The organism is Rhodococcus sp. KBS0724, from assembly GCF_005938745.2.
In the GTDB taxonomy this organism is placed as follows: Bacteria; Actinomycetota; Actinomycetes; order Mycobacteriales; family Mycobacteriaceae; genus Rhodococcus_F.
The window spans coordinates 3358987-3372526 of sequence record NZ_VCBX02000001.1; the positions used below are offsets into that span (position 1 = coordinate 3358987).

Annotated in this window: 13 protein-coding genes; 7 read left to right on the top strand and 6 right to left on the bottom strand. The window is 60.2% G+C overall.

What is annotated here, in order from left to right:
- On the bottom strand, positions 1-1164 hold the full coding sequence (locus FFI94_RS15340) for a sensor histidine kinase (RefSeq protein WP_185993213.1): 1164 nt from the start codon (positions 1162-1164) through the stop codon (positions 1-3).
- A gap of 87 nt (positions 1165-1251) precedes the next feature.
- Between FFI94_RS15340 and FFI94_RS15345 the strand changes: the two genes are divergently transcribed.
- The 3 genes from FFI94_RS15345 to FFI94_RS15355 are packed head-to-tail and all read left to right on the top strand — an operon-like array spanning position 1252 to position 4881.
- Positions 1252-1992 (top strand): TSUP family transporter, encoded by a 741-nt coding sequence (locus FFI94_RS15345; RefSeq protein ID WP_397495562.1) that lies wholly within the window; start codon positions 1252-1254, stop codon positions 1990-1992.
- Between the two features lie 4 nt (positions 1993-1996).
- On the top strand, positions 1997-3523 hold the full coding sequence (locus FFI94_RS15350; protein WP_138868619.1) for a TldD/PmbA family protein: 1527 nt from the start codon (positions 1997-1999) through the stop codon (positions 3521-3523).
- A complete protein-coding gene (locus tag FFI94_RS15355) occupies positions 3520-4881 on the top strand; it encodes a metallopeptidase TldD-related protein (protein WP_138868620.1) in 1362 nt (453 codons plus the stop codon). Before FFI94_RS15350 ends, FFI94_RS15355 begins: the two co-directional genes overlap by 4 nt.
- A 314-nt stretch (positions 4882-5195) precedes the next feature.
- Here the strand turns inward: FFI94_RS15355 and FFI94_RS15365 are convergent, their stop codons facing one another.
- Positions 5196-5696 (bottom strand): hypothetical protein, encoded by a 501-nt coding sequence (locus FFI94_RS15365; protein ID WP_138868622.1) that lies wholly within the window; start codon positions 5694-5696, stop codon positions 5196-5198.
- Between the two features lie 131 nt (positions 5697-5827).
- On the bottom strand, positions 5828-7321 hold the full coding sequence (locus FFI94_RS15370) for a hypothetical protein (protein ID WP_138868623.1): 1494 nt from the start codon (positions 7319-7321) through the stop codon (positions 5828-5830).
- Between the two features lie 680 nt (positions 7322-8001).
- On the opposite strand from FFI94_RS15370, the gene FFI94_RS15375 reads away from it, so the two are divergent.
- Positions 8002-8982 carry a squalene cyclase gene (locus tag FFI94_RS15375; protein WP_138868624.1) on the top strand — a complete coding sequence of 327 codons (981 nt, stop codon included), beginning with the start codon at positions 8002-8004 and terminating at the stop codon, positions 8980-8982.
- 464 nt (positions 8983-9446) lie between these two features.
- Here FFI94_RS15375 and FFI94_RS15380 read toward each other — a convergent pair whose 3' ends face one another.
- Complete coding sequence (locus tag FFI94_RS15380) at positions 9447-9803, bottom strand: inorganic pyrophosphatase (RefSeq protein WP_138868625.1); 357 nt, start codon at positions 9801-9803, stop codon at positions 9447-9449.
- 50 nt (positions 9804-9853) lie between these two features.
- A complete protein-coding gene (locus tag FFI94_RS15385) occupies positions 9854-10423 on the bottom strand; it encodes a TetR-like C-terminal domain-containing protein (protein WP_185993214.1) in 570 nt (189 codons plus the stop codon).
- 282 nt (positions 10424-10705) lie between these two features.
- Here FFI94_RS15385 and FFI94_RS15390 point away from each other — a divergent pair, with 282 nt between their 5' ends.
- Positions 10706-11164, top strand: a complete 459-nt coding sequence (locus FFI94_RS15390) for a DUF4440 domain-containing protein (protein ID WP_138868627.1) — start codon at positions 10706-10708, stop codon at positions 11162-11164.
- 53 nt (positions 11165-11217) lie between these two features.
- Complete coding sequence (locus FFI94_RS15395; RefSeq protein WP_138868628.1) at positions 11218-12090, top strand: TIGR03620 family F420-dependent LLM class oxidoreductase; 873 nt, start codon at positions 11218-11220, stop codon at positions 12088-12090.
- A 7-nt stretch (positions 12091-12097) separates the two neighbouring features.
- Here the strand turns inward: FFI94_RS15395 and FFI94_RS15400 are convergent, their stop codons facing one another.
- On the bottom strand, positions 12098-12652 hold the full coding sequence (locus tag FFI94_RS15400) for a hypothetical protein (protein WP_260684138.1): 555 nt from the start codon (positions 12650-12652) through the stop codon (positions 12098-12100).
- A gap of 149 nt (positions 12653-12801) precedes the next feature.
- Between FFI94_RS15400 and FFI94_RS15405 the strand changes: the two genes are divergently transcribed.
- Positions 12802-13203: a carboxymuconolactone decarboxylase family protein gene (locus FFI94_RS15405; RefSeq protein ID WP_221937753.1), complete on the top strand. Its 402-nt coding sequence runs from the start codon at positions 12802-12804 to the stop codon at positions 13201-13203.
- The last annotated feature ends 337 nt before the right edge of the window (positions 13204-13540 follow it).

Here is a 13540-nt window from a genome sequence, read left to right on the forward strand (position 1 = left end):
TCAATCCTTGATCTGGAGCGGAAGTTCTGCATACACGCGCCAGCTGCCGTCCGGACGTCGACCGGTCTCGAGGGTTCCCTGCAGAACTGCGACGCGTTCACGCATTCCGACCAGGCCGTTGCCGGAACCGCCCGTGAAAGCCGACGTCGCTGTCCCCCTGTCGATGACTTCCACAAGAACAGAGGTTTCGGTACGGCGCACAGTTACTCGGGCCTTCGGACTGGAACCGCCGTGGCGCAGCACGTTGGTCAGTGACTCCTGAACGATTCGGTGAATGCCCAAACTCACGGACGGCGTGATGTCGTCGAGTTCGCCCGTCAACTCCAGTCGCACACTCAAACCCGTCGCGCGCATCATCTCCACGACCTTCGCGATGCCTGCAGACCCGTGCTGCGGCATCGCGTCGTTGTTGACTTCGGTGCGCAACAGCGAGACCGTGCGTCGTAGTTCTGCGAGCGCGTCACGTCCGGTGCTCGAGATGTTGCCAAGCGCTTTCTTCGCGAGCGCCGGATTCGTGTCGACGGCGTAGCCCGCCCCGTCGGCTTGGACGATCATCACGCTCACCGCGTGGGCAACGACGTCGTGCAATTCACGGGCAATGCGGGTGCGCTCGGCGGCCACGGCTTCCTCGGCTCGGCGGTCGCGGTCGTATTCGGCAACCTCCAGTCGCGCTGCCACCTCTTCGTCGTACGCGCGTCTGGCACTGACAAATTCGGCACTGATCCAGGCCAGGGCGAACAGCATTGCGGTAACGATGAGATCCAGGACGATGTCGGTTCGCACCACAAGCATCGCCAGAGTCGAGTCGACAAAGAGGAACCCGAGATAGATCGCGGCGGTGCGCCGGTCCACGTACATGACCAGTGTGTAGAGAGCAACGCCGAGTGCCAGCAATCCGGGGTGTTCGATCGATGCATTCCCGCTCATCCACATGAGAAAAGTGCTGGTGAACGACATGAGGAGGATCGCCACCGCAGACACTCGCGGATACTTGCGACGCCAGAGGACGGGAAGGCAGATCAGGAATCCGAGCGCCAGCTGTGGCCAGTGTTCCTCACGTTCCGAACCGATGTACGAGACGATTTCCAGGGCGAAGAACAGCAGTGCCAACGCACCGTCGGCGATCATCGGCTTGCCTCGCAGCCACAGGCTGAACCTCCTCATGCGCTCAAGACTCCCACACCGTGGCCGCATCACTCGTCGCACTGTGAGAGAGTCACCGCCGTGGATATTGCGGACTGGGGCCTACTTATGACGGCTGCAACGGCGGCCGGATGGGTGGACGCCGTTGTCGGCGGCGGCGGACTGATTCTGCTGCCTGCACTGTTCCTGGTTGCTCCCCAGTTGACGCCGCAAGCTGCGCTCGCCACCAACAAGCTCACCGCGTTCACCGGCACCAGCGCTGCGGTGTGGACCTTCTCACGCCGAATTCCGATGCAATGGCGGCAGTTGATCCCAGCGGCGATCCTCGCTGCGATCACTGCGGCGTGTGGCGCGGCCGCAGTGTCGTTGATCGACAAGAAGTACTTCATCCCGATCGTGATGGTTGTCCTGGTGGCCGTCGCCGTGTTCGTCACGCTGCGTCCCAGCTTGGGGACAACGCTCGCCACCCACCGCCCGACTCAGCGCAAGTCGGCTCTGGTGATCCTGTTGTCGGCGGGACTCATCGGGCTTTACGACGGTTTGCTCGGCCCCGGAACAGGCACGTTCCTGATCATCAGCTTCGCGACGTTCCTGGGAACGGAGTTCGTCCGTAGTGCCGCGATGGCGAAGGTCATCAATCTAGGTTCCAATTTCGGCGCTTTGACGTACTTTGCCGTCACCGGCCATGTGTGGTGGAGCTTGGGATTGGCGATGGCGGTGTGCAATGTCCTCGGCGCGGTCGTCGGTTCGCGCATGGCGCTGAGTAAAGGCTCCGGATTTGTCCGGATCACGCTGCTGGTTGTCGTGATTGCCATGGTGATTCGCCTGGGGTGGCAGCAGTTCGGCTAGCGTCATGACCGTGACCGTCACCCGAGATGTCGATGCAGATTTCCTCGCCCTCCCGCTGAGGGCAGTAGCGGATGCCGCGCTGTCCGCAGCGCGCGCCGCCGGAGCTGAGCACGCAGATGTGCGCGTGCACCGGTTACTCACGCAGTCGATCAGGTTGCGCGACGGCAAGGTTCAATCCGTTTCCGACAGCGACGAAGTGGGTGTAGCTGTCCGCGTGATTGTCGACGGAACCTGGGGGTTTGCCTCACATGCCGAGGTTTCCCCAACTGTTGCCTCGTCGTTGGCGCAGCAAGCCGTCGAGGTGGCGAGGGCATTGCGATCTCTCAATCGTGATCCGGTGACTCTTGCCGCCGAACCGATCTACGTCGACTCCACCTGGGTGTCTCCGTACGAGATAGATCCGTTCACCACTCCGACGTCGGACAAGGTAGATCTCCTCCTCGACTATTCCGGCCGACTTCAGGCATCCGACGGCGTCGACCATGTCACCGCTGGAGTTCTGCAGGTCAAGGAGCAGACGTTTTACGCCGACCTGGCCGGCTCGTCGATCACTCAGCAGCGCGTGCGCCTGCATCCCGAAATCGAGGCAACAACCGTCGACAAATCGGCGGGCAGCTTCGAATCGATGCGCACCTTGGCGCCGCCGGTGGCGAGGGGTTGGGAGTATCTCGGCACCGAGAGCACGTGGGACTGGGCGGATGAACTGGCGCAGATCCCGCAGTGGCTCGCTGAGAAGGTCAAGGCGCCGTCAGTGACACCTGGCCCGACCGATCTCGTGATCGACCCGACCAATCTGTGGCTCACTATCCACGAATCCATCGGGCATGCAACCGAATACGATCGGGCGATCGGATACGAAGCCGCCTACGCCGGCACGTCGTTTGCGACCCCGGACAAGCTCGGCACCCTGAAGTACGGCACCGACATCATGCATGTCACCGCCGATCGCAACGTCGCACACGGACTGGCGAGCGTCGGGTACGACGACGACGGCGTCGCCGCCCAACGCTGGGATCTGGTCGCAGACGGCACGCTGGTCGGATATCAACTCGACCGTGCATTTGCGCCGCGTCTGGGTCTGGATCGTTCCAATGGATGCTCGTACGCCGATTCGCCACACCACGTATCCATCCAGCGCATGGCAAACGTTTCCCTCTCCGCCGATCCGGAGTCCGACACGTCGACGGCCGACTTGATCTCTCGAGTCGAGAACGGCATCTACATCGTCGGAGACAAGTCCTGGTCAATCGACATGCAGCGCTACAACTTCCAGTTCACGGGTCAGCGGTTCTTCAAGATCCGGGACGGCAAACTCGACGGCCAGGTACGCGACGTCGCGTATCAGGCCACGACTACCGACTTCTGGGGCTCGATGGAAGCCGTCGGCGGAGCGTCGACATGGAAACTCGGCGGCGCATTCAATTGCGGCAAGGCGCAACCCGGACAGGTCGCAGCCGTCAGTCACGGATGCCCGTCCGCATTGTTCCGCGGCGTCAACATCCTCAACACCCGTTCGGAGGCCCAGCAGTGATCACGGCGCAGCAGGTAGTGGAACGCGCGCTGGCCGCGCGAACAGTCGACGAATCGATCATCATCGTCACCGACGCCAGCGAAGCGTCGCTGCGGTGGGCCAACAATTCCATGACCACGAACGGCGTCTCACTTTCCAGGACCTGGACGGTCATCTCCATTGTTCGGGACGGTGACGTCGCCCGCGTCGGCACGGTCAGTTCCAGCAGCGTTGATCCAGCCCAGATCGAGACCGTTGTGAATGCCAGCGAGGACGCCGCCCGAAGTGCAACACCCGCCGACGACGCCTCCGAACTCGTTCCGGAAGGTCCGGCAGATTCGGAGTGGGAATCCGGACCAGTGCTGACGGACATCGCCGTCTTCGGCCGTCTTGCGTCCGACCTCTCCGTCGGATTCGACGGACACGACCAACTGTTCGGCTTTGCCCATCATCAACTGCACACCACGTGGCTCGGAACCTCCGCCGGCCTGCGTCGCCGCACCGTGCAGCCCACCGGCTCGATCGAGATCAACGGCAAACGCGGCGACGCCAGCGCCTGGGTCGGCTCCGGGACAGTCGACTTCAGCGACATCTCCGGACCCAACCTGTTAACCCAGTTGACTACTCGTCTCGACTGGGCGAAAAACTCGGTCGCCTTGCCGGCTGGGCGCTACGAAACAATTCTTCCGCCCTCCGCGGTTGCCGACCTCATGATCTACCTGATGTGGACAATGGAAGGCCGCGGAGCCGAGGAAGGTCACACCGCGCTGTCGAAAACAGGTGGCACGCGGATCGGGGAAACCCTCGGAACACTCGCTTTGACGCTGACCTCCGACCCCGGCGCCGACGGCCTGGAATCCGCACCGTTCGTAGTCACCACGTCGTCGAGTGAATCCGTATCACTCTTCGACAACGGCATGGACATCGATCGCGTCGACTGGATCAAAGACGGCACGATCTCGGCACTCGCATATCCACGTCACGCTGCCCGCGAATTCGACCGACCCGTTGCTGTGCCCGGCGACAATTTGATCCTGACCGGCGGCGATGACACCGGCATCGAGGACATGATTGCAAGAACCGAACGCGGTCTCCTCCTGACCACACTCTGGTACATCCGCGAAGTTGATCCGACAACGCTGCTGCTCACCGGGCTGACCCGCGACGGTGTGTACCTCATCGAGAACGGCACAATCGTCGGCGCGGTCAACAACTTCCGGTTCAACGAGAGCCCCCTGGACCTCTTGCGCCGTGTCACCGAAGCTGGACGCACCGAGATCACCCTCCCCCGCGAATGGAAAGACTGGTTCACCCGCACCGCCATGCCGCCGCTGCGCATTCCCGACTTCCACATGTCGTCAGTCAGTGCGGCGCAGTAGAAACGTTTCTCTCCAACTCCCTCGGGGTAGGCCATTGGATAGGACTACACGAAGAAGTTTTGCAATGGAGAAGTACAAGATCACCCTCCCGGAAGGCACCTCGACGGTTGGTGAATTCGAATCCGACCGGGACGCTATCGCCCACGCAGTGAAGTTGAATCACGGATGCAGCGACAGCGTCTCGGTATCGCGAATCGACAGCACCGGAAAATTGATACCGACCTGGCTGCATTGCGGTTCCTCCGCTCGACCGAAAAATCAACCGCGAGTATCGAATTCGACACAGCACGCGTGAGAGTTACACACTCGAGTGACTAGGGCAGTGGAATGATCGCTGCCGCCAATACAGCGGGCGGTGGCAACTTCAGGTGGGTCGTGACGGGTTCGAGACCGATCTCCGGCCACTCTGCGATGAGAGGCAGATCCTCTGTGTCAGGTAAGGGCGTGAGCTCAAACAGATACTCACGCTGTTGTATCTCGGAGTTCACGTATCCCTGGCCATCTCTGTGCCGAATGGGTTGAAGCACCGAGTCCTCGAGAGCTCTCAACCGCAAGGGGCGCCCATTCGTCTCACCGGGTCGGCGTCGACCCGTTTCAGGATCGATGACTGTAGGGGCCGTGTACTGGCGCAGCAGCGCATCAGCATGAACGCCTGTCGCTACCACGACAACCGCGAGTTCGAGCCCCGATTCGTAGGCAACAATCGACCGTAGCCCCACAGTCACCCCATCCACTTGGGCCAACAGCGTCGGACCGTGTGCAATTGCACCCAACTCTTTGGCGTCGGGCGGCATGAATCTCTGATACCAGACCATCATCTGAGCCTGGCACACGAATTGATGGATGCGCAGTCGTTGAGCAACAACGAACTCACGGGTACGGCAACCTTTAGCGTACTTTTTGCCGCATAAACGCAGTCAAGAGCGTCGTTAATGTACCGACGCCGTTACTGTCCACGGACTCGGATAACCCCACTGATTGTTCCCTGAAGGTAGTCGCCAGTCGAGTTGATCAGTGCGGACATCTGCAGGGTGTCGTTGACGATTGTTCCGGGCAGGTCCCGCGTCGCAAGTACGGCACCCGTGTTCGGATCGATCACGGTAAACGCAAACCCATCGAGCGGAGTAGTGCCATCAGACGAGAGCGGAAGGCCTTGACGGACAACGGTGTACAGATTTCCGTCGGCTGTCGACAGGTGCGGAACGGCGGAGCTGCGAACATCGTTGTCCCACACTGTGTGGCATCCGGTTCCGGCGCCATCGACATCGACGCGTGTCATCCCGCCGACAAACGGCGCGGTCGCGGGTACAGCGGGACCGGCGCCCGCAGGCACCGTCGGATAGGGATAACCGTAGGTGCCGGCAACGAACACTGAGTTGCCGATGCCGATTGGCGAGTTCTCACTGCCCGGGCCTGAGGTTGTGAGAACCTTTTGACTGCACACCATTTCACCGGTTGCAGCGCGATAGACCAACAGAGAAACCTGGGTGTCTGCATTGTCGACAATGGTCAGGTAGTCATCACCATCGGGACCGAAATACGTCGGCGTCGAACCGGTTCCCCAGCTGAGTTGACCGGGTTTGCGGGCACTGCCCCGGTCGTACGGTGCGCGCCAGTCGATCTTCGGGGTGCCGTCCTGCGAGGCGCTGAACTGGTACAGCGCATGTGTAGTCGCAACCGCGGTGCCGAAAGTGGAGGTGGAGATACTGTTCTGGACTTCCTCACCGGCCGGCAATTGCAGTGTGCGAGCGACTCCTCCCCCGTCAACGCGCCCAACTCGACCGGCCCCGGTCGCGAACCACACATTGCCCTGCCAGTCCGGAGCAAGGCCGGTGACGTTGTCTCCGTCGGGAATTGACGAAGTCAGATCAACGGATTGGTCGATGAACAGCCGCCAACCACCGTTTGCTATCCGCTCGTGCTGCACTCGTACCAGCTTGCGGTCACCATCCACCGCAACAAGACGATCCTGGTTGTCCAAGTACGCATAGACACCTCCGAGGAGGCTGCCCTTTGCAAGTTCAAGCTGTGCGACGGAAGCGGCCGGTGAGAGTGATCCGGCTGACGAACCCGCCGAGCCCGTCCCGAGGCTCGAGGTATCTATCAGGTGCACAGTTGGAATCTGGCCGAGAATGCTGGTGCACAGCGCCAGCACCAATCCGTCGGAACCTTCGAGCAGCGTCGGACACGCGGCCGCCAAGGGAAGCGGGTCGACAGCCAAGTTCCCAGTTCCCGGGCCGATGAGTGGTGTTGCGTCGGAGGAACCCGCGTCGCCGTGCATCGTCGAGGTACCCATGGGTCCGAGGAACGGGTTGGGATCGGCGAGTGGGCCCCATGAAGACGGCTGAGCGGATGCATTGCCGCTGGCAGCGGCAATCAGTACCGCAGTAAGAGCTGTCAGAACCAGTCGGCCCCTCGTCCCGCCCCGCACCTTCAGCATCGCATCTCCATACGTAGTGGAAGTGTTTTCGCGGACGACAGACAGAGACCCTCCGCTATTTGCGCTTCGAGTCGATCACACATTTGTTTGCGGCCCGGCCTATTCACGAAAAATCGCGACAATTACCGCAAAGGATATTCACGGCCAATCGATCGAGCCGCTGCGAGTCCGTGTCGTAGAAGGCAACGCGGTGTTGGCGGAGTTCCAGTTCTCCGGGCGGGCCCAAACCGCCAGGCGCCACGTCATTTCCGGCGACAGTTCCATCTAAGACGATCCGATAAGCGGTTCGTGCGTGGGACCCACGTCACGTGAATCCGCAAAGATACGCGCTCAAACACGAGGCCAGCGAAGCCTGTCCCCGGCCGTATATCGAGGTTTCGCCGACGTCGCTCGCCGATTGTGCACACGCGCGCGTGATCAGCCCTGCGTGAACACAATTGCCGCGCGGCGATCGCCTGGACGATCTGCACTTCTCAATCTCGCCGGAACGATGTACCCGACATCACAGCGTGACCGTGCGACAAACGCAATAGCGCGCACATTTCGTTTTCTAGCCGGATTTGGCCGTCCGCCATGCAAAACTGACCCGTGCCGCCCACAATTCCACCCTGCTCCAAGCCGAACAGTGTCCAAGCCAGGTATCACCCTGCGCGGACCATCGAGCCGACGATGTCCCGAGCATGAGCGACTGTCCGGTGATTGCCTGGATGCTGGACTCGGACCCGGCGCTGCGTTGGCAGGTCGAGCGAGACATCGTCGGTGCCGCGCAGGACAGGTGGAAGGCGACCCGAGCGCGGGTAGCGACTGAGGGCTACGGTGCGCGGCTTCTCGCCTTGCAGGACTCCGACGGACAGTGGGCGGGCGGCTCGTTCCTGCCCTCCGACTTCGATGGGCTGGTCGCCGTCGGTGCGCAGCCGTGGACGGCGACGACGTGGACTCTGAACTCCCTGCGGGAGTGGGGACTCGATGCCGGAGTGCTGCGAGCGAGGCGGACGGCAGAACTGCTCGCCGAGAATAGCCGGTGGGACTACAACGGTCTGCCTTATTGGGACGGCGAGGTCGACGCCTGCGTCAACGCATGGACAGTCGCAAACGGGTTGTGGCTGGGTGCGGACGTCCGGGGCATCGTCAACTGGTTCCTCGAACATCAACTGGATGACGGCGGTTGGAACTGCGAGTGGGTGAACGGTGCAGAGCGCTCGTCCTTTCACTCCACGTTGAACAGTCTCAAAGGACTGCTGGCCCACGACATCGCGACTGGCGGCAGCGAGGAAACGCGTGCAGCCCGCCGGCGCGGCGAAGAATTCTTGTTGCAGCGCAAACTGTTTCGCAGACTCTCGACCGGAAAACCGGTTGCGCCGTGGGTCGACTGGTTCGCATACCCATCTCGGTGGCGATACAGCATCCTCAACGCCACCGATTACTTCCGCGAGGCGGCAGCGATCAACCTCGTCGAGCCGGATCCACGACTTGCTGAGGCGATCGGTCGCATCCGCGCTGCGCGCCAGCCGGACGGCACTTGGTTGCAAAACGGTGTAATGGCTGGCCAGGTCTGGTTCGACGTGGACGCCCCCGAAGGTGAACCGTCCAAGTGGCTGACGCTCATCGGCACGCGCGTGCTCGGCTGGTGGGACCAGACACTTCCGGCCGGAGGCGAGTAACTGCGTGGGCGCTCGCCGGATGGCCGGTGTTTCACTACGAATGGACAGCTCTTAGTGAAATTTCATAACGGGATATGCGAGATCATCACTCACGCACCAATCTGCCCGTTGCCGACTACTGTGGGCAAATGGAGTACAACGCAAGCGAGGAACGTCCTGCAGCGACACAGGCGCGTTCAGCACGCTGGATCAAAAGATCGCTCCGAAGGGTGGGATTTACTCTCCGAGGGCTGATGCAGGACCGGAAGCCGAGTCCTTACTCTTCCCTCGCCCCGCGCCATCCCGATGGATCACGCACTGCCGTAACTTCCTTCAACAGTAGCGGCGGATCAGGTGGGGCTCCGTAGACCACGTACACCCAACCTGTAGGGCGATAAGTGACCCGAACACGACGATTCACCTGATCGTCCACTCGGCGCCCGCCAGGTAAGGGCTTTCCGCCGTTGCTGCGCACACACATGACGTCAGGGGCGCACTACCACGTGCCCGCCAATGTGCAGCACATCAACAAGGAATGCACGAACCTGCGCGGTTTCGTTGGGCGTGCAATTGAGAAGCAGTTTTATTTCAGCGTCTCGCTTCTCAGTATCGGCGGTGAGCAATACGGCATTCACTCCCACATCGGTGTCGGTACCGACAAAAATGTCGATGCCATCACCGTCGCCGCCGTTTGTGCCGGCAAGGTATCCATAGTCGACGGGATAGACGGCATGTGGAATACGAGGATGGACAACGCTTCTCGGGCGGTCAATGACAATGCTGGACGTTCTGACGAGTTCGTCGAGGGTGGCGAAGAACTGAATAGAACCTGAATCAGGCATGGCGGAAGTGTATCAACGGTTGAGAATAGCCAGGAGTAGCGACTTTCAACTCATCGCCGTCTGGGATGAGGGCCAACCACGAGGTCAACAAGCTTCTCGATATCAACGGCAGGTTCGGTGTGCTGTGAAACCGCAGCAAGGCGAATGGGAGAAACCAAGGCTGCAAGGACAGTGTCTGGATCGAGATCCCGAGCAAGCTCACCCCGCTCGATTCCTCGCCGGATCATTTCACCTGCGGCATCAAATCGACTGCGCCAGAATAGTTTTCTTGCCATCAGGACTTGCTCGTCATTGGTTGACATGACACCGGTTCGCGACAATGCGAGTCCCAAAGGTGTCGCAAGCCAATCCCGGAGATGTATCGCAAACTCGAGAAAGTCGGTACGAACTGATCCGGTGTCTGGAATATCCAACCCAGAGTCAGTGAATTCACTCAGGGCGTCGATGATGACCGCGTCGACGGTCTTCCATCGACGGTAGATCGAGGTCGGATGCACATCGGCGTCGGCAGCGATTCCTGCGATCGTGACCGCCTCAGGCCCGAGTGCTGCGACCTGGCGGACCGTTGCGTTGATCACGGCCACTCGTACGGCGACACCTCGCTGCTTCATATCTCCCATTGTGCCAAGTCTCATCTTCCGAAATTATCGCAACTGATTGTTGCTATATTTTCGAGGAGAGAGAATTTGATGCGAAAAAGGAGATCTTGACGTGGTCACATTTTTTGAGGTGCTGTTCGTTATTGCATCCATCGCAATGCTCTGGTTCACGGCGTACGTCATCTATCGGCTACTCACCGAAGAGCGTTTGTGACGTATCGAGGCAAGGTGGGACGGGCTCTTCGGGCGGTGTTATCGCCAGAAGTTCCCCGCCTCAGCATCGCTAGACGAATACTGAGTGTTGTGGACAAACCCCCGAGTGAGCCTGATCGCAACACCAAACCTGAACTCCTTGAACTGCTGACCGAGCTGAAATGTCGCGAGCCGATCTTCCACCACCCAGAACTGGGCACCACGGGGGAGGATTTCAACCGGCTTACCGACCCGGACTTCTGGGAGATCGGAGCATCCGGCCACCGCTACAGTCGCGAGTACGTCTGGTCGGTCCTCGAGCAGCGATACACGGCAGATCCCACCGACCAACAGGGCGGCGGCTGGGAAACCAGCGAGTTTCAACTACGAGAGATCGCGCCGACGTATCTGCTGACCTACGCGCTTCTGCACGATGCCAAGCTCACCCGCAGGGCAACCATTTGGCAACGGAGCGAAGCTGACTGGACGATTCTGTACCACCAGGGAACTCTGGTCTCCGATCCAGTGCATCATCGCCGAGAACCCGAACTCAAGATGCAGGCACAGTAACCTGACGCGCTGATTTCATCACTGCTGAACGGATCAATAGCTAGGCTCACGGTATGACACGACAGGTAAGTGCATGGGGTGGCGCGCTATGGCTGAGCCCGAACCATCGCAAAGAAGCACTCGATGCAGCTCGCGAACTGGAAGAGTTGGGTTACACACGGCTCTGGACGTCGGGCGGCTTCGGAGAAGGCCTCCCCGAAGTTTACGAAGAAGTGCTGTCCGCGACAACGCGAATCGGTGTCGCCAGTGGCATTGCCAGTATCTGGCATGCCGAGCCCACTGAAACCGCCCACGTTGTCAGCGCACTCGAACGCAAATACCCGGGCCGCTTTCTGCTCGGAGTGGGAACCAGCCACGCACCGATCGTCGATGTAAAGGCTCAACACACCTACACCAAGCCCTACACCCACATGGTTCAGTACCTCGACGCCCTGGACGCCGCACCGGAACCGGTCCCCTCCAGTCGCCGAGTCTTGGCGGCTCTCGGCCCTCGCATGCTCAAGCTGTCGGCGGCACGATCTGCAGGAGCGCACCCGTACTTCGTCCCGCCAGAACACACAGCCCTCGCACGACAGATCCTCGGAACCGAGCCACTGCTCGCGCCTGAAGTTGCCGTTGTCCTCGAAGAAGACGAAGCCGTTGCGCGTGGGATCGCCCGCGAATACATGCGCGGCTATCTGTCGTTGCCGAACTATTCGGACAACCTCCGCCGTCTCGGCTACACCGACAAAGATTTGTTGAACGGCGGCAGCGACGCCCTGATGGACAAGCTCATCCCGTGGGGTGGCCTCGAACGTGTCTGCGCCGGCATCGAAGCTCACTACGAAGCTGGCGCCGACGAAGTCGCCATCCAGGTACTCACCGCCGACGCGACTGCTTTCCCCGCCGCTGAATATCGGAATCTCGCGACGGCATTGATCGCCTGACGGTCACCTAAAATGCTTGCACGAACGTGTACCAATCTCCGTCGAATTCCTGGTAGCCGATGTCGCCGTCATGTCTGGGGTCGCCGAGGTACGGTGCGCCGTCCGGCAGGTATGCCAGGCCAATCGAATTGATCAGCCCGCCTTCGATGTAGAACAGACACCCATTGTCTACTGACTCGATTCGCCGAACCTGATACGCGCCTATTCGCCGGTCGGTCGACGACGTCGAGCATTCCTGTGCTTCGGCAGCCAGTGAGCCCTTCGACGCCATGAACGCCACTCGCGACGGTACGGACAGCATCACCAGTGCGCCCGTGACGAGTACAAGTCCCGGCGCAATGAGACTCCACCGCAATGCTCGAAATTTGAACCAGCCAATCACGCTGAGTATCAACCACACTGCACCCAGGACGGCGAGTACGACTATGGCGAGTGCAAAGTACACATACGAAACAAGTGGGACAACACTCCACAGAACAAGACCACAAGCGCCGGCAACGAGCAGCGCTGTGATCCCGGCGAGCACGGTCCACCAGTCCGCCGGGCCCGCATTTTCGCTCATCTACCGACTCTGACATAGGAAGATGCACACAGTGCCGAAACAGGACACATCGCTCCAAGCGTGAGCGGTGTAAAAAGCACTTCGTCGTCACTAACGTGGAATTCGGAGCGATCACGGCTCGCTCCCCTACCGACGCGAAGGAGGATCACGTGAGCACCATCGAAAGTCAACCAGAGGCCACACAACGACTGTCCGTCAGCGACGTAGACCCCGAGGCGTACAAAGGCATGCTGGCTATCGAGAAATATGTCCACGCCGGAGACCTCGAACCGAAAACCCTCCATCTCCTGAAAATCCGTGCCTCGCAGATCAACGGCTGCGCCTACTGCCTCGACATTCACACGACCGAATCTCGAAAAGATGGCGAAGATCAACGCCGATTGGACGTGTTATCAGCGTGGCGAGAAGCGTCGTCATGGTTCACCGAGGCTGAGCAAGCAGTCCTGGAGTTTACGGAACAGGTGACGCTGATAGGAAAGGCGGCGTGTCCGATGAAGTATGGACGCGCGTGCGTGCGTCGTACACCGAAAATCAGATTGTTCGCCTGCTGATGGCAATCTCAGCGATCAACGTATGGAACCGTCTGGCTATCTCGACTCATCAAGAACTTGCGTCGCTTTAATGCCTCGGGGGATGTGAAAAACCGTGCAGCGCGGAACGCGGAGATTTGACGCGAAAAGGTTCCACATTCAAGCATGAAATTCGAAAGTGGGGCTGTATTAGAATTTTCGCCGACGTGCTGCCAACGACAGTTGGTGCTGCGTACACCCATTTTGTGGGCATACGCAGCACCATTCATCACTGACTTTATTCAGGGGTCTCCGGCGACTCGGATGAGAAGGAATCCACGAACGCGATCAACTTTTGCAACACTGCCGAGATATCGAA